The 18616-nt window shown below is 36.0% G+C and carries 12 protein-coding genes; 7 read left to right on the top strand and 5 right to left on the bottom strand.

The window, feature by feature from the left end; genetic code table 11:
• The first annotated feature begins 44 nt into the window (after window positions 1-44).
• On the top strand, window positions 45-1739 hold the full coding sequence (locus tag A6I66_RS11700) for a S1C family serine protease (protein WP_067149507.1): 1695 nt from the start codon (window positions 45-47) through the stop codon (window positions 1737-1739).
• Between the two features lie 287 nt (window positions 1740-2026).
• Here A6I66_RS11700 and A6I66_RS11705 read toward each other — a convergent pair whose 3' ends face one another.
• Window positions 2027-2596 (bottom strand): RNA polymerase sigma factor, encoded by a 570-nt coding sequence (locus A6I66_RS11705; protein WP_067149509.1) that lies wholly within the window; start codon window positions 2594-2596, stop codon window positions 2027-2029.
• Between the two features lie 434 nt (window positions 2597-3030).
• Here A6I66_RS11705 and A6I66_RS11710 point away from each other — a divergent pair, with 434 nt between their 5' ends.
• The 4 genes from A6I66_RS11710 to A6I66_RS11725 all read left to right on the top strand — a co-directional run bounded on the left by A6I66_RS11710 (window position 3031) and on the right by A6I66_RS11725 (window position 12898).
• The gene (locus A6I66_RS11710; protein WP_067149510.1) at window positions 3031-4728 is read left to right on the top strand and encodes an alkaline phosphatase D family protein; all 1698 of its coding nucleotides are present in this window, start codon (window positions 3031-3033) and stop codon (window positions 4726-4728) included.
• Window positions 4729-5268: 540 nt separating this feature from the next.
• Window positions 5269-9327 carry a chondroitinase-B domain-containing protein gene (locus A6I66_RS11715; protein WP_067149512.1) on the top strand — a complete coding sequence of 1353 codons (4059 nt, stop codon included), beginning with the start codon at window positions 5269-5271 and terminating at the stop codon, window positions 9325-9327.
• A 374-nt stretch (window positions 9328-9701) separates the two neighbouring features.
• Window positions 9702-11960 (top strand): discoidin domain-containing protein, encoded by a 2259-nt coding sequence (locus A6I66_RS17065; RefSeq protein ID WP_067149514.1) that lies wholly within the window; start codon window positions 9702-9704, stop codon window positions 11958-11960.
• Between the two features lie 128 nt (window positions 11961-12088).
• Window positions 12089-12898 (top strand): Cof-type HAD-IIB family hydrolase, encoded by an 810-nt coding sequence (locus tag A6I66_RS11725; RefSeq protein WP_067149604.1) that lies wholly within the window; start codon window positions 12089-12091, stop codon window positions 12896-12898.
• Between the two features lie 65 nt (window positions 12899-12963).
• Here A6I66_RS11725 and A6I66_RS11730 read toward each other — a convergent pair whose 3' ends face one another.
• The 4 genes from A6I66_RS11730 to A6I66_RS11745 all read right to left on the bottom strand — a co-directional run bounded on the left by A6I66_RS11730 (window position 12964) and on the right by A6I66_RS11745 (window position 16433).
• Complete coding sequence (locus A6I66_RS11730) at window positions 12964-13686, bottom strand: head GIN domain-containing protein (RefSeq protein ID WP_067149516.1); 723 nt, start codon at window positions 13684-13686, stop codon at window positions 12964-12966.
• Window positions 13687-13806: 120 nt separating this feature from the next.
• Window positions 13807-15528 (bottom strand): PspC domain-containing protein, encoded by a 1722-nt coding sequence (locus tag A6I66_RS11735; protein ID WP_067149518.1) that lies wholly within the window; start codon window positions 15526-15528, stop codon window positions 13807-13809.
• Entirely contained in the window at window positions 15521-15865 is a 345-nt protein-coding gene (locus A6I66_RS11740) for a PadR family transcriptional regulator (RefSeq protein WP_067149520.1), read from the bottom strand. The genes A6I66_RS11735 and A6I66_RS11740 overlap by 8 nt, the downstream gene beginning before the upstream one ends.
• 130 nt (window positions 15866-15995) lie before the next feature.
• A complete protein-coding gene (locus A6I66_RS11745) occupies window positions 15996-16433 on the bottom strand; it encodes a DUF4870 domain-containing protein (protein ID WP_067149522.1) in 438 nt (145 codons plus the stop codon).
• A 147-nt stretch (window positions 16434-16580) separates the two neighbouring features.
• Between A6I66_RS11745 and A6I66_RS11750 the strand changes: the two genes are divergently transcribed.
• The gene (locus A6I66_RS11750; RefSeq protein ID WP_067149605.1) at window positions 16581-17036 is read left to right on the top strand and encodes a DUF4442 domain-containing protein; all 456 of its coding nucleotides are present in this window, start codon (window positions 16581-16583) and stop codon (window positions 17034-17036) included.
• A 610-nt stretch (window positions 17037-17646) separates the two neighbouring features.
• Window positions 17647-18447 (top strand): TIGR00266 family protein, encoded by an 801-nt coding sequence (locus tag A6I66_RS11755; RefSeq protein WP_067149524.1) that lies wholly within the window; start codon window positions 17647-17649, stop codon window positions 18445-18447.
• Window positions 18448-18616 lie beyond the last annotated feature (169 nt).

Consider the following 18616-nt stretch of genomic DNA (forward strand, 5'->3'; position numbering starts at 1 on the left):
TACTTAGCAAAAAATACCATAATCAATTTAGGATAATCCATAAAATGAAACATAAAACAAATATAGTAATCACCGTACATACAGGGATTCTTTACTTATTTCTATTTTTTAGTCAGCTACATCTTAGTGCACAACAAGTGAATGAAAAATACTCTAAAGTATTAACTTCAGAAGGTTCAGATTTAACACTTGAAGATTTAGAGAGTCAAATTCAAAAAACATATAAAAAAGTTTTAGCGAGTACAGTTACAATAAACAAAAATGCAACAGGAGTGTTGGTCTCTTCTGATGGATATATTTTAACAGCGGCTCATGTTGTTTTAGGTATTAGAGAAGAACAGAGTAGTATAACACTGAGTGATGGCACTACATATAAGGCTATTCATTTAGGTTTAGATGAGAAAGGGGATTATGCACTTATGAAAATAGTAGATAAAGGGACTTGGCAGTATCTAGAGTTAGGGTCTTCTTCAGATTTGGGGCAAGATGAAACATGCTTAATGTTTGGGCATTCTACAGGATATCAGGTAGATCGACCAGCTTTAATGCGCATAGGATTTTATAAAGGAACTAAAGCATTAGGATATTTAAAAACAAGTTGTATTATGATGCCAGGCGATTCAGGAGGACCTTTGGTAGATTTAAATGGAAAAGTAATAGGCGTTTGTAGTCATATAGACCGTTCAATGGAAGACAATTTTTACGCGCCAATAGACCCCGTAAAAGCAAATTGGACAAAGTTAATTAACGGAGAAAGGTTTAATAAAAGAGGCCCAAAAGAACCTCAATTTCCTAAAGATAATGAAACGATTTCTCCCTCAAAGACAATGGCAGCCTTTTCATTAGAAGGGGGTAAAGCCACCGTAATTAAAGATATAGCAAATTCAGCAAAAGATCTCCATAAATCTGTAGTGAAAATAAAAAGCCTTAAGGGTGATAATACGGAGGTCACCACTTACGGCACCATTATAAATTCTAAGGGCTATGTAGTAGCCAAAGCTTCAGAGTTAAGTAAAGCAGGACTAAGCTGCGAGCAGTATAATGGAGTAATTAGTCCAGCAACTATAATTAGAATTGATGAATCTAATGATTTAGCTGTTCTGCAAATCTCTTCAAAAAATGTAGTAGCTATTAATATTCCTAAAAATATAGATATAAGCGTTGGAAAAATAATTGGAGCAGCTAGCTTTAATGTAGATATAAAATACTCAGGAATTATTAGTGCACCTGTTAGAAAGGTTTTACCAGAACCACCTTCTCAAGGGTTTTTAGGTGCATCAGTAACATTTTCAAATAAAATTTTTGTGCTTTATGATAATGGAGCTGCAAAGTTAGCAGGGCTAAACAGAGGTGACATCATTATTAAATTTGATGATACAAAGATAGAAAGTAGTGAAGACCGTATTTCATTTTTAAAAACAACTCAAGTAAATCAAAAAATAAAGGTAACTGTTTTAAGGGATGGAGAGGAAAAGGAAGTAGAAGCTACCTTATTAAAAGAGAACGAAAAAAGAATACGAAATAGACATATTGGTTATGATCTTGATATTAGCGAACGAAAGTATGATTTTACTCGAGCATTTACGCACGATATGCCTATAGAGGTTAATGAAACAGGAACTCCAGTAGTAGATATTAATGGAGATGTTATAGGAATAAATATCGCAAAAGAAAATAGAACAAGTTCTTTTGTAATTCCGTTAAATGTTGTTTTACAAACAATAAAAAATATAAAATAGTTTAATAAACAAATAGAGATTAGTAAATGTCTAGTTATACAATTGATGATAATGTTTTAGACTGCTACTAGGTTACTTTATTTAGATCCATTAAAATTTGTTTCGAAAACAATAAGGGAACATAATAATATTTCAAATTATCTTTAACACTTCGTTTTTATGAATTATTTTGAGTTAGTCTATAAAAGTGTAAAAGATAAAAAAAGGCTGTCTGAAAAGGCAGCCTTATTATTTTGCTTTTGTAGTAAAAAGAGTTTAGTATGTAGTTAAATTCGTAATTAGGGATGCTAATTTTTTTTTGTAATGCTCATAATAAATAAATAGAGATTATCTTTTTCAAAACCTTTACGTATTTTTTTAAAAGCAATACTCATTTGTGCTTCTACTGTTTTTATAGAAATATCCATAATTTCAGCAATTTCACGATACTTAATACCTTTAACCTTATTCATTTCAAGAATCGTTTTACACTTTGGTGGTAAAGATTCTATGATAGCTTTCATGCGTTTAACGCGTTCATCTAACTGCTCGGTGTCTTCTTCTATTTTATCTCTTAAGGCTCTTTCGTATATTTGATCTAACAAATTACTTTGACGCTTTTCTGTATGTATAGTATCAATAAATCGATTGTAGGCTATGCTGTATAAATAGTTTTTTGGAGATCTAATAGTATCTAACTTAGACTTATTATTCCAAAAATCAATAAAGGCTTGTTGTACAATGTCTTCTGCACTCATTTTATCATGAGTATATGTAACAATATATGCAACTAGCCTATCGTAGTACTGATAAAATAGATATCTAAATGCGCTCTCATCTCCTTCTTTAAGCGCTTTTACAGCATCTATGTCATTCATGGGGATTTTAGTTAATTCTTAATAACTCTTGAATTTAATATTACGATTTGTTTAAATTTTAAACAATAATATAAAAAATAACATGAATAAGGTGTGAATATTATGGAATATTCAGTATGTGTTTTTAGTAAAAATTGAATTTAGAAAGAAAAGCATTACTAATTTTAATGAACTCTAGAAAATAAATCAAATCACGTAATGCGATTCTTTCTAACTATTTCTTAAAAGCCTTTATGTGAATGGTTTATTCTAGTGTAAGTTTGTAAAAAAAAACATGCGCATGTATGAGGGGTTTAAAAATCTTATATGATTTCTTTTTAAGTATTGCACTTTTAGGGCATATAATAGAAGAAAAGAAATATTATTTTACACACCCTTAAAGATTTGCTAACTTCTGAAGTTTTTAAATAAGCCATTTTTGAACAAAAAGAAAAATGGCAATTAAAAATACAGGAAGAAGAGGCTTTATTAAGCAAGCTTTAATAGCAACGGGAGGTGTTATATTAGCTCCTAATTTTATGAGTTGTAGTAGTGATGACGATAATTTTCAAGAAGATTACGACTCTACTCAGTTAACCCATAAAAACTTCAATCAGGGCGTTGCTAGTTTCGACCCTTCAAGTTCTAGCGTAATTATATGGACGCGCTATGCTACCGCAAACAAAGACATCATTTGGGAAGTTTCTACAGATTCTAGCTTTTCTAGTATTTTGAGATCCGGGAAAATCACCACAGAAGCGTCTAGAGATTTAACCATTGCTGTAGAATTAACAGAATTGGAAGCCGATTTAAAATTGTATTACCGTTTTATTAGTAGTGATGATAATGCCGTTTCGGTAACAGGTGAAACGATAACGTTACCAACCGAGGCTTCACAAATAAAATTAGCGGTTTGCTCATGTTCTAACTACCAAGCAGGCTTGTTTAATGCTTACGATGCTATGGCCAATTCTGAAGCTGATATTATCGTGCATTTAGGGGATTATTTTTATGAATACGAAGCGGGGGGTTACGGGGCTTCAGCTGAAAATGCCTTTTTAAACAGATTTCATGAGCCGGCCCACGAAATCCTTTCATTAGAAGATTATAGAACCCGTTATAAGCAGTATCGTTCTGATGTTTCCTTACAATTAGCACATCAAAAGAAACCTTTTATTTGCGTCTGGGATGACCATGAAATCGCTAATGATACTTATATCGATGGTGCCGAGAACCACGATGAAGCAACCGAAGGCCCATTCGAAACCCGTAAACAATATGCGCTTCAGGCTTATAGCGAATTTTTACCCTTTACTCAGCGATTCAAAGACCAAAAGGATATTATTTATAGAAATATAAATATTGGAAACTTGGTTAATTTAGTGATGTTAGATACCCGAGTTATTGGTCGTGATAAGCAGTTGAATATCACCGATTATTTTACAGCAACAGGATTTGATGCTCTGGCCTTTCAAGCCGCATTAAGCGATACGTCGCGTTCATTACTGGGAGCAGAACAGCTTAATTGGGTGGTGAATGAAATTCAAAGCAATAACGCAAAATGGCAAGTTTTAGGACAGCAAGTACTTATGGGCAACATGTATATTCCTGCGGAATTATTATTGGCTTTTGGGAGTGCGGCCTTTGCTCAAACCCTTACAGAACTCACAACCATTAAAGCAAGAATGTTACAGCAAGACCCTACTTTAACCTACGAAGAAAAAGCTAGGGTATTAACAGCTATTCCATATAATCTAGATGCATGGGACGGTTATCCTGTAGATCGCGAGGTGATTTATAATGCCTTAAACGGAAAAAAACTAGTGACTTTAGCTGGCGATACACATAACGCTTGGCATAATGTGTTAAGATCTCAAAACGGAACCGAGGTAGGCGTAGAATTAGCAACTTCGGGCGTTAGTTCCCCAGGATTTGAAACCTATTTGGGGGCGACAAGCCCTGAAATGATTGCAGGTTTTGAGCAAGCCATGACCACGCTAGTTGATGGATTACAGTATTTCGATGCTTCGCGTCGTGGATATATGATGGCTACTTTCACCACAACACAAGTAACCTCAGAATGGATTTTTGTTGATACGATTCTCTCAGAGTCTTACTCAGCTAATGTGGGGCATACCACCACTTTTTCATAAATATTATTTTTGAGATAAGTTTTACGAGGCTGTTTTAAAAATTGAATCTTGCGTTAATCTGAATTTATTTCAGATACTCAAAATCATTGAATTTTAGTTTGATGATATGCTGTGTCGAGCACAGAATGACGAAGGTTTGAATTTTTTAATACAGCTTTGTTTTTTTTTAAAGGTATTTCTAGAATCTCAAAACCAAAACTTGAATTTTCTTGCTTCAAAAAACACTTTTCATCTAGTATTCATAAATGTAATTTTATGTCTTATTTTTTGTGGATTTGATATTTTTTAAAGGCTTTAAATATAGATATAGCAACGGTTTTCAAGTGTTTTGATGTGTATTTTAACCATGAAAAATGCTTTTTATCGAATTCATTTCAAATGTTAATTTATGTGTTGTTTGTCTAAAATGTTGATTTTCAGTTGTTAAATTGTCTTCTTTCTTTTACATTGCGTAAGAATTAAACTGGTTCACCACTTTGAATAACCAGATTGATTTACCAATTAAACCATTTTTTTAATTAAAACTTAAACTAAACTTAAATGAAACATTTTTTATTTAAACGAATTGGCCGCATGGCTCTTTTCGTTACGACACTCTTGTGCGCTTTACAGTCTTATGGCGCCGATTACACCGTTAGCTCAGCCGATGAGTTTAACGCATTAAGCCTATCTCCTGGAGATGTGGTTACTTGGACAAACGGAACCTATGGTGATGAACAAAGAATTAATTTCACTGCAAACGGAACCGCTTCAAATCCGATTATCTTAAGAGCAGAAACCCCTGGAGGCGTAGTCTTTACAGGCTTAACCAATATGGATATTTCTGGAGACTATGTTATTATCGATGGATTCTACTGGAATGGTGGGCCTGGCAGTAATAATCATATTCAATTTAGGAAGAGTAGTGCTTATGCCAATCATTCAACCATTAGAAACTGCGGATTTAATAATCTAACCCCTAGTGGTACAGATAAACACCGCTGGATAGTACTTTATGGTACCAATAACGTGGTTGAAAATTGCTCCTTTCTTAACAAAAATAGCCCAGGAGCTCTAGTATTGGTGGAACTAGAGTATAATGATTATAATCCTGTAGGGCATATCATTAGAAACAATTATTTCTATAATTATATTAAGCGTGACCCCTCTACAACGCATTCTGGCGACAGTGAAACAATTCGAGTTGGTACAAGCGAATTTCAGGATAAAAGTGCAAGCGTAACTGTAGAAGGTAATTATTTTTACAAAGCTGATGGTGAAAACGAAATTATAACCAACAAAAGTGCCGATAACGTATACCGCAACAACACTTTTAGAAGATGTAGAGGTTCTTTAGTGATGCGACATGGAGCGCGTGCTACAGTAGACGGAAATTATTTTCTAGGAGAAAATGTTGAAGGTACAGGAGGTATTAGAATCACCGATAGTTACCATGTTATTACTAACAACTACATTCAAGATGTGGTGAGTAGTGGCGATAAATGGAATAATGGTATCACGCTAGTAGGAGGATCCGACACTTCTGGAGGAACTACTAACGGCTATCAAAAAGTAGATGGTATCGTGGTTGCTTTTAATACCTTATATAATGTGGAGTCGCCAATTTTTTATAACGATCGTTCCAGCTACGATCCAACGGGAGTTTTAGCTTATAATGTTGTTTATAGTACAGAATCGAATATTGTAAGTGGTGATATTTCTGGAACTGGACAAGGCATGACTTATGAAGGCAATATTTTTGGTGGGACGACCATCGGTATTTCAAACTCAGGAATTACAGAAGCTAACGCTAATTTTTCTGCTAGTGGTGAAATTTTTAAACCTAGTGCTTCGGGGCCAGCTGCAAATGCAGCCGGTAATGCTTATAGTTCTACTGTAAATAACGATATTGAAGGACGTACTAGACCGAATTCTAATATGGATGCTGGTGCTCACGAGGTGAGTGGTGCTAGTGGTTCTGCAACTTTTTCACCACATACTAATAGTATGGTTGGGGTTTCTGTAGGTGCTAGCTTTTTGGATGCTACAGGTAACGGAAGCTCGGGTGATTATTTATCAGTGGCTTCTTTGAATGATTTTCCTGCGGAAGGAGACACAGCAACAGTAAACGTATCTTCAAATGTAAGTTGGACCGTTACCGATAACCAATCTTGGATTACAGTATCGCCATCTTCTGATTCTGGTAATGGTACTATTAGTGTTACCGTTCAAGAAAATACAACCGATTCAGAGCGCTCAGGTACTATTACAGTAAGTGGTTCTGGAGTGTCTAACCAAACGATTCAAGTAACACAAGAAGCTGCTTCATCAGGAAATGTCGAGGTGTCTTCTGTGGCTTTTTCATCTAGCAATTTAAATCTGTCTGTTGGAGAATCTCAATCTTTATCTGTTACAGTAAGTCCTTCCGATGCATCGAATAAAAGCGTGAGCTATAGTACGAGTAGTTCGAATGTGGCTTCAGTAAATTCAGATGGTGTTGTTACCGGTCATGCTGAAGGTAATGCTACTATTACCGTAACTACCGACGATGGCGGGTATACCGATACTATAAATGTGACTGTTGAAGAAGCGCCAACACCTTCGGTAGGTGATAATGTGGCTTTAAATAAATCGGTGCAAGGTACGGGTACAGCCGATGGGGCTCATGTGGAATCCAATTTGGTTGATGGTGATACAGGCACAAGATGGTCGGTTTCCGGCTTTCCACAAACGGCAACAATTGATTTAGGATCTGTATACACTTTAGGAAGTACTGAATTGGTGTGTTATAGTGATAGAGCTTATCAATATACTATTTCAGTATCTAATACCGAGAATGGGAGCTACACCGAAGTGGTAAACAGAAGTAACAACACATCGGGAGGATCAACTTCAAATCCGATTGCAGATACTTTTGATAGTATTGATGCCCGATTTGTGAAAATTACAGTAACAGGAGCAGATTCATATACCGGAAGTTGGGTAAGTTTATTAGAGCTACGTGTGTTTGCTGGCGAAGATGCGCCAACAACAGTGGCGGTGACTTCAGTGTCATTAACACCTTCAAATGTAACTTTAGATGAAGGCGATACCGAGCAACTATCGGCAAGTGTTAGTCCGAGTGATGCGACTAATAAAGATGTAAGTTACAGTAGTAGCAATACCAATGTGGCTACAGTGAATGCTAATGGTGTAGTTACAGCAGTTTCAGAAGGTTCGGCTACTATTACAGTAACTACAGATGATGGTGATTTTACCGATACAACGGTGGTAACCGTAAATGGGAGTACTAATAACGGTACTGTGCCTTACGATTTAGCGAAGTTTCAAGATTATTTAGCACAGTGTAAATTACAATCGCCGTTAAGTGGTACAGAGGCTACAGACGCCGAAATTATTGCAGGCTATGCTTCCAATACATTTTATGTTGCCGATGGCGATAAATTAGCGTTTTATCAAACTAGAGATTCAGGAGGCACATCGCAACGATCGGAATTAAGATTCCTAGAAAACTGGTATGTCGATGGGAGTTCTCAAACGCTTCATGCCAATGTAAATATTATAGAACAAACCTGTGAGCAGTTAACCATCATGCAAATTCACGATGATGCCAATGTTGGTAGTGGACCAAATAAACCTTTGCTACGTGTTTACCAAAGTGATGACCATTTATGGGCAGCAGTTAAAGTTGATGCTGCAGGAGTAAACACAACTCATATCGATCTTGGAGCGACACCTAGCGGCTATTTTGATTGTGATATTACTATAGATTCTGGCGATATGATCGTTGAGGTTAATGGTACAGAATTAGTAAATGTGGATGTATCTTTTTGGTCATTCCCAAGTTATTGGAAAAATGGTGTCTATTTACAAGATAGTGGTGAGGCTACTGTTTACTTTAATGAGTTAACCTTAACAGGTGGCGGGTCTGGACCTACACCAACTTCTAGCAATGTGGCTTTAGAAAAATCGGTGACTTATTCTAGCGAGCAATCGACAAATCCAGCTTCTAACCTTGTTGATGGTGATGAAGATTCTAGATGGTCGGCTCAAACCTATCCAGAATGGGCAGTTATAGATTTAGGAGGACTTTACACCATTCATAGCACAGAGGTTATTTGTTTTAACGATCGTGCGTATCAGTATACCATTGAGATTTCAGAAGATGGTAATAACTTTACCGAAGTTGTCGATCGCTCTAATAATTCTACAGGTGGTTCAAATGGTGCTCCAATTTCAGATGATTTTAGCGAAATTGATGCGAGATATGTGAGAATATCGGTTTCAGGTGCCAATAGTTATTCTGGAGATTGGATAAGTATAGAAGAGCTTAGAGTATTTGGGTATTCATCAGCGACATCAAAATCAAGCAGTTCTAAATTAGAAAACGACAGTTTACAAACGGTTACACTTTGGCCAAACCCAGCAAGTCACACGGTAAATATTAGTGGACTAGATGCTGCGTCATCGGTAATGGTATTCGATCAAACGGGTAAAGTCGTGATCAATCAACCATTACTTGGAGATTCAGTAGATATTTCAAACCTTAACTCAGGCGTTTATATTTTTAGAATTATTGGAAATGATAAAGTTATTAATAAACGTATTATTAAAAATTAAACAAAAAAGGATGTATTAACCGGTTTTAAAAATTGACTTTGCGTCCTTCATAAGCAGATGATTTTTAGTCATCTGCTTTTTTTTTGAACTAAAAACAGAAAGCTGAAATGAGTATTTGTTAAAAAACTACCTTAAAAAATATGTATATGTTAATATTTTAAGGGTTATTTTGTTAGTAGTTAGTGGGAAAAAACCTTAAAAAGATGTATTTCATCGATAATATTACACGTGTTGTGTTTAAATTATTGGTTTTCAGTTGTTAGTTAGAGTACTTTCTTATACATTGCGGTTAATTAAATTGGTTCACCACTTTGAACAACCAGTTTGATTAACCAATTAACCCATTTTATTAAAACAACTTAAACTAAATTAAAATGAATCTAACATTATCAAGTCGCATAAGCCAGCTGGCGGTATGCGCAACCCTATTTTTAGGGGCCTTTCAAATAGGAACGGCACAAACTCCCTCAGACCTCATGCGTAATTGTAACCAATGGAAAATTACTTATCCAGATGGTGTAGAAGAAAAACAATTGTGTGGCGAATCAAACGAATTCTTTTATGTTAATAATTCTGGCGATGCTATCGTTTTTAGAGCGCCAATAAGAAGTGATAACGGTACAACGCCTAATTCAAGTTACATCCGTTCAGAGCTTAGAGAAAGAGAAGTTGATGGAAGTAAAGATATCTATTGGACCACCGAAGGTTCGCACATGATATATGTAAAACAAGCCATCACACATTTACCAATTACTAAATCACATTTAGTAGCAACGCAAATTCATGGAAATAAAGACGATGGTATCGACGATTCTATGGTAATGCGATTAGAAAATTCACATTTATTTTTATCATTCAATGGAGGAAAACTACGTGATGATGTAACCATTAAAACAGATTATAACTTAGGTGATATTCATGAAGTTATCTTTTTAGTTGAAGATGGTAAGCACTATTGTTATTATGCTGAAGATGGTAACTTATTAAACGCTTTTAACAGCGGAAATGCCTCTTCATACTTAGTAAGAGCCGATGGTAACGACTATGTAATGGACTTAAACTACGATCAAACGTACTTTAAAGTAGGTAACTATACGCAAAGTAACCCTGAAAGAGAGGGTGATAATACTGACGATCCAGACAACTATGGTGAAGTATTAGTATATGATTTCTTAGTAGATCACGGTGATGGTGGTGGATCAACCGACCCTATCGATGTTACAGGTGTATCTTTAAACCCTAGTTCAGTGAGTTTAGCTATTGGTGGAACTCAAGAATTATCTGCTTCTGTAAGTCCTTCAGATGCCTCTAATAAAAGTGTGAGCTATAGCTCTAATAATAATGCCGTAGCTTCAGTAAGTTCTACAGGTGTAGTGACTGCACATTCAGAAGGATCAGCAACAATTACTGTAACAACTTCAGATGGAAATTATACAGATTCAACTAATGTTACTGTATTAGAAGCATCAAACCCTTCAGACGATACGAATTTAGCATTAAATAAATATGTATCAGGAACAGGATCTGCCGATGGATCTAATGTGGTAGCTAATCTTGTTGATGGTGATACAGGTACAAGATGGTCTGTTTCAGGTTTCCCACAATCGGCTACTATCGATTTAGGAGCCATTCAAAATATTGGAAGTACAGAGTTAGTATGTTATAGCGATCGTGCTTACCAATATACTATTGAAGTTTCTGAAAACGGAAGTTCTTATACCGAAGTTGTAGACAGAACAAATAACTCAACACCAGGAACAGCATCAAGTCCAATTATAGATGCTTTTGATAGTGTTGATGCTAGATACGTAAAAATTACGGTTACTGGTGCTGATGCTTACACAGGTAGTTGGGTAAGTTTATTAGAATTAGCTGTTTTCCCAGGTGATGGTAGCGATAACGGTGGTGATGATGATGACGATGACAATGGAGGTGAGCCAACTCCAGAATCTACTAATGTGGCTTTAGGGAAATCGGTGACTTTTTCTAGCCAACAATCTCATAATCCAGCTTCTAATTTAGTTGATGGTGATGAAGATTCAAGATGGTCTGCAGAATCATACCCTGAGTGGACAGTGATCGATTTAGGTGGTTTGTATACCGTTAATAGTACTGAAGTTATCTGTTTTGGTGACCGTGCTTACCAATATACAATTGAAGTTTCTGAAGACGGAAGTTCTTATACTGAAGTTGTAGATAGAACTAATAACTCAACTGGAGGTTCAAATTCATCTCCAATAGCAGATTCTTTTAATGAAATTGATGTTAGATATGTTAGAATCACGGTAACTGGTGCCGATGATTATTCTGGAGATTGGATTAGTATTGAGGAGCTTAGAGTATTTGGATATTCTAGTACAGCAACATCAAAATCTGGTGCTTCTAAAAGTGCTAATGTAAACGATTCAGTTGAAGCTGCAAGCTTTTGGCCAAACCCAGCTGCGAACACTGTAAATATTAATGGTGCAAGCAATTACGAAACACTAACTGTTTTTGATTTAACAGGGAAAGTGGTTTTAAATCAAGCGATTCAAAGTCCATCTGTTGATATTTCAAACCTGAATTCAGGGATGTATATTTTCAGACTTGAAGGAAAATCAGGTGCTGTTAATAAGCGCATCATTAAGAAATAATTTTTCTTAAGAATAAATTTAAAGGCAGATGAATTTTTCATCTGCCTTTTTTTTGTTTAACATTTTAAAAACAAGCATCGCTGTTTAGCTTCTTAATAATATTGTATTTTGGTCTTAAAAAGGATGTTATGGATTTTTCGAAGGTAAAATTAGTGGTTTCAGATATGGACGGTACTTTGCTTAACTCTAAAGGCGAAGTAAGTGCGCGATTTTTTAGTCAGTTTGAAGCCTTAAAAAAACATAAGGTTCATTTTGTGGCTGCTAGTGGTAGACAGTACCAAAGCATTCTTCATAAACTTGACAAAATAAAGGATGAGATTTCCATTATTGCCGAAAATGGCGGGTTTATGCAACATGGAGAAGTTGCTGAAGTGTTGCTGAAATTATCTAAGGAAGATGTGCAAAAATGTGTTGAAAAACTGCGTACAATTACTGGGGCTTATATCGTTTTATGCGGAAAAAAAGCGGCTTATATTGAAACTAAGGATGAGGCATTTATAGCTAAATTCAGCGAATACTATAAGTCTTATGAGGTGGTGGATGATATCACCAAAGTGGTTGATGATGAATTTCTCAAGATAGCGGTTTACCATTTTGAATCTTCTGAAACCTGCATTCTTCCTGTTATGAAAGATATGACTCACGAATTACAGATTACGATTTCAGGAAAAAACTGGCTTGATATTTCTCATAAGGAGTCCAATAAAGGTTATGCTTTGTCCATGCTTCAAAATAAACTGAATGTAAATTCAGATGAGACCTTAGTTTTTGGCGATTATAACAATGATTTGCAAATGTTAGGGCTAGGTTATTTCAGCTATGCTATGGCCAACGCACATCCCGATGTGAAGAAAATAGCGCGTTTCGAGACCAAAAGTAATACGAATGAAGGTGTCGAGTCGGTGTTAGAGGAACTACTTCAAGCCAAGCTTGGATAAGGTTTAAGACCATCAACCTGAACATGTTTTAACCGATGAGGTACATGATCAAGTTGATGATTTTTTTACTTCTGTTTAATGCTTCCAGAAGGATTATTGCTTTTTTCTACTTTTTCAGGGTTTCCAAAATAATTAACATCTCCACCACTTGAGGCTTTAGCAATTAAAGATTTTGAAGTGTTTACAGTAATATCCGATCCGCTAGAGGCTTTAGCTTCCGCAGCTTCAGCAAATAGATCGGCTGCTTTTATAGCGCTTCCGCTTGAGGCTTCAGCCAATAGGTTTACGGTTTTTCCAGAGAGTTTCAGGTCCGATCCGCTCGACGATTTACAATGTAAAGCTTGGGTATTCACTTCAAGCTCCATATCACTTCCACTACTAGATTTCAGCTTTAATGATTCAGCTCTTATGGTATTGGTGCTGTAAACATCACTGCCGCTTGATGATATAATTTCAGATATGTTTTTAAAATGAACCCTTACTTTTTTAGAAGTCGAATTACCAATATTTTTTTTGGTGTGTATGTTTAAAACACCATCCTTAATTTCGGTTAAGATAAGTTCCTGAAGGTTCTCGTCGGTTTCTACAGTAATGCTTGCTTCGTCACTTTGGGTTAAATAAACATCCAAACCCTCGGCTGCTTTTATGGTTGAAAACGCTGCGTTAGAAGGGCGAGTTTCGGTGGTTACATGGCCATTACCTCGTTCTCCAGGACTGATGTCGAGATTACAAGAAAGCAGCATGAAGCTTAATACCGTGCTTACAATGATTTTGATTAAAGTGCTCATAATGTTCGTTTTTTGATGATGATGAATGCTTGATTTTTAATTTGATGTCATAAATATCCTTAGAATATATATGTTGATGAAAATTAAGTGTTTGAATTGTAGTTTTTTAATGATGAATTGTTACTGATCAGATTTTATTTCGATGCCTTTACTGCTAATATTTATTTTAACTTCCTCCGATTCGACTTTAATACCATTGCTGTCAATTTTTACTTCTGGGGTGTCGACCTCAACATTAAAATCTTCATCAGGACAGTCTAAACACTTCGAGTTATTATCCATAATGCGGATAAAATGATTGGTGTTCTTGTCAGATATCAAATGACCTTCATGGGTGTTATGACGAATAAAGTCTTCTGTATTACTACTAAAATATACCACGGTGTTTTCTGGTAGATAGAGTATGATATCAACTTCTTGATCGTTGTACTTGTTTTTGATATCGGTAGTTAAAAAAGCATCTAGCATCAAGTTGTTGTTGTTAACTTCATAATGATAGTTGATGTTTTTTGCTCGTGCTATAGCCGTTTCATAGTTTCTTCCATTGGCACTTTTTATGATAGAAAGTGAGGCTAAGGTATCGGAAGTGGATTTTACCATAATACGAACATCAGATGAATACATAATCTTATTGCCATTGTCATCATGAGCTAGTTTAAAATCATCTCGGCTAAAGCTAGAGTTGAATTTATCGCTATGACTCATTTTAACCATTAAAGTATCGTTAGCTTTAATAAAGAGCTCGTTTTTTTCAATATAACTTTCTTCGAACGCGTGCTCGCTTGCTTGTCGGATACCAAAAATAACCAAGGTGATTATGGATAAAATCCATAGGCCTAACAGGGTGAATTTGGCAATGTTTCCAATAGATTTTAAATTGTTGATTAAAATTTTAAGTCCTAAATAAAACAAGAAAAAGAACGGAATCCCTACAGCAAAAAATATAGCAAGTGAGACCAACCAGATAGGAGTGTTACCCACGTTTACTAAATCTAGGCTATCTAAACCTGGTATGTGAACTATATCGGCCACACCTATAGAGAAAAGACCAACAATAAGCGCGATTAAGGTTGATGCTCCAATGATAATGAGTAAAATACCTATGAATTTAGCAAATATTTTAAGCAAGATCATAACGGCATCGGCCAGGCTATCGAAAAACGTTTTTGACGTCGATTTAATAGAATTCGTGCCTTTTTTCAGGTCTACATTTTTAGCTGCTTTCGATACCGAATCCGATACGTTTTTGGCAACTTGCGAGACGTTATCAAAGCCGTCTTTTATTTTTTTTTCAATATTACTAATGTTAACAGGCTCGCCGGTCATCATGATTTTTTCGGCAGTAGTTTTAGCTTCAGGAACTAAAATCCACAGTAAAATATAAAGTAATACGCCTGTTCCTGCACCAAACACTAAAAGAATCCAAGCCAATCTCACCCAAATGGCATCAATACCGAAGTAATGCGCTAATCCAGACGATACCCCACTGATATAGGAGTTGTCGGGATCTCTAAATAATTTTTTAGAGCGAGTAGATTTGTTTTGATTCGTGCTCGGATCGTCTTCAAAAATTTCTTCATCAACCACATAATCTTCTGGTTGCCCCATGATTGAAATGATTTCATCCACCTCTCTAAGCCTAATAACTTGCTTGTTGTTTTTTAAGCGTTCGTTAAAAAGTTCTGCAATTCGTGCTTCAATGTCGGCAATAATTTCATCGCTACCTTGCGAGTTTGCTAACGAGCGTTTTATAGACTCCAAATAACCTTGAAGTTTTAAGTAGGCGTCTTCATCAATATGAAAAAATATACCTCCTAAATTTATGTTTACTGTTTTATTCATTGCTGTTATTTTTTTGGCTTGTTACGATGTTTACTGCGTTTTGAAGTTCATTCCAAGTACTACTAAGTTCTTCTAAAAACAGTTTTCCTGTTTCTGTTAAACCGTAGTATTTTCTAGGTGGGCCAGAGGTAGACTCTTCCCAGCGGTAACTTAAAAGATCGGCGTTTTTAAGTCTGGTAAGCAAAGGGTAAATGGTACCTTCTACCACAAGAAGTTTGGCATCTTTTAAAGTGCTTAAAATTTCGGCCACGTAGGCATCTTCATCTTTTAAGACCGATAGAATGCAAAACTCTAAAACGCCTTTGCGCATTTGGGCTTTTGTGTTTTCTATTTTCATGTGTTGTATTTTTTGCTTTTAATTGGTTGCTGAGGTGATGAAATTCAGTACGTTTTAAAAGCTTTTATGTGATGAAACAATTCGCTTTTTGATTGATTTTTTTTTGTTTTCTGAAACCGTCTTGATCTGTTTATTTTAAAAATTGTATGGTTAAAGGATATTTATAAATTTCGCCATCCCTAGCCTTAAGACTTGCAATAATGATTAACACCAGTTCCAATACGAAAGCCACGATCGCTATAACACCTAAGCCTAATGCTGTGAATATGATGACAGAAGGCTGATTGATATCGAGCTCAATACCTTCAAAATTACTGAAGGCTATATTGCCAAAAATGGACAACAGAAAAAACGGAATAGCAATACAAGCTATAATGATCGCATAAAGCAAAATGCTAATCTGGAAATTGATGATTTGTTTACCATTCTTGTTGATAAATTCAGATTTATCTCTATTGGATAGCCATAATATTAAAGGCCCTATAAAATTTCCGAAAGGAAAAATAAATCTTGTAAATGATGATAAATGAATAAATGTGGCAATATTTTTTTGTTGTCTATCTTCCATAATTTAAAAACGTATAATAGTTTCTTATGCAAATATATGTCTTTAAAAAGGTATTATGTTACGCATAGTACCTAAATTTAACATAATATTAACAATTGTGACAACAAATTTATTGCTTAACTTAGGGAGTGAATTTAAATGATGTGTATGAATGTAACCCCTACAAAATTAAATACTTATATGGCGTTTAAGCTGCCTGCGGCTTATTTGTGCGGCGTAAGAACACGGTTTATAGATGATAAAAAGTGTGAGGTTGTTGTGAAACACCGGTGGATAAATCAAAATCCGTTTAAGTCCATGTTTTGGGCTGTTCAAGGCATGGCTGCCGAGTTTACAACTGGCGCATTGATGATGACGAAAATCCAGTCAACCGGCAAAAAAATGTCTATGTTGGTGACTGCCAATAGGGCAAGCTACTCCAAAAAAGCTAGAGGGAAAATTACCTTTAGCTGTAAGGATGGAGAATTGGTCGATGCCTTGTTAGAAAAGGCGATCGCAACCGGAGCTGGCGAAACTTTAACGATGACTTCAGTTGGAGTTGATGAAGCAGGGGATGAGGTTTCTACCTTTCATTTTGAATGGAGTGTTAAGCTTAAGGTTTAGTTTTTTGTTGTTACTAGAATGCCCAGAGGCTCCAAAGAAAAAGCTTTGTGTATCTCTGTGTTATCTCAGCGAAACTCTGTGAAAAGAGATATTTACGCCGAGCTTCACAGAGAAGACGCTAAGGTTCACAAAGAAGAACTCGGTGTATCTCTGTGTTATTTCAGCGAAACTCTGTGAAAAAAACTTTACGCCGAGCCTGACAAAGAAGACGCTACGGTTCACAAAGAAAAGAACTCAGTGCATCTCTGTGTTATCTCAGCGAAACTCTGTGAAAAGAGATATTTACGCCGAGCCTCACAGAGAAGGCGCTACGGTTCACAAAGAAAAGAACTCAGTGCATCTCTGTGTTATCTCAGTGAAACTCTGTGAAAAGAGATATTTACGCCTAGCCTCACAGAGAAGACGCTAAGGTTTACAAAGAAAAAGCTCTGTGTGTCTCTGTGTTAGCTCAGCGAAACTCTGAGAAATAGAAATATTTACGCAGAGCTTCACAAAGAAGTCACGAAGGACCACAAAGAAAAAACGTAGAGTATTTCTGTGAAAAAAATAAAATCACTGTAACAAAATAAAAAAGGGAGCAACATATTATTATCAACAAAAATCGAAAAAAATGACAGCACACGAAATTGATTACATTATCTACGGCGAAGAAATGCAATACGTAGAAATTGAATTAGATCCACAAGAAGGTGTCGTAGCCGAGGCCGGAAGTTTTATGATGATGGAAGAGGGCATCCAAATGGAAACCATTTTTGGTGATGGTTCACAAAAGGATCCTGGGTTTTTAGGACAGATTTTAGGAGCAGGAAAGCGCATTCTTACGGGCGAAAGTTTATTTATGACAGCCTTTTATAATAACCTAAGCGGAAAGCGTAAGGTCTCTTTTGCGTCACCGTATCCCGGCAAAATCATTCCTATTGATTTGACCCGCTTCGGAGGTAAATTTATTTGTCAGAAAGATGCTTTTTTATGTGCAGCCAAAGGCGTGAGTATTGGTATTGAATTTTCCAAACGTTTAGGGCGTGGCTTGTTTGGTGGCGAAGGTTTTATCATGCAAAAATTAGAAGGCGATGGTATGGCATTCGTACATGCTGGAGGTACTATGGCTATGAAAGAACTTAAGGCAGGAGAAACTTTACGTGTTGATACTGGTTGTATTATTGGTTTCGATCAAACCATCGATTATGATATTGAGTTTGTAGGAGGTATTAAAAACACCATTTTTGGAGGCGAGGGCTTGTTCTTTGCAAAATTGAGAGGCCCTGGAACCGTTTATATTCAGTCTTTACCTTTTAGTCGACTAGCTGGTCGCGTTTTGGCCACTGCACCTCAAGCAGGAGGAAAGCGTAAAGGCGAAGGCAGTGTGTTAGGCGGTCTCGGTGATTTACTTGATGGTGATAACCGATTTTAGATTAAGCCGAAGAACGTGAAATTATAAAAGTAGGGCTGTCTGAAAAAGTGGATGTTTCGTCAATCTGAATTTAATTCAGATTCTCATAATCATGGAATTTGATGTGATGCCATGCTGTGTCTAGCAAAGTATGACGATGGTTTAAACTTTTCAGACAGCTTATAATTTT

Origin of the sequence: Pseudotamlana agarivorans, assembly GCF_001642835.1 — a bacterium.
GTDB lineage: Bacteria > Bacteroidota > Bacteroidia > Flavobacteriales > Flavobacteriaceae > Pseudotamlana > Pseudotamlana agarivorans.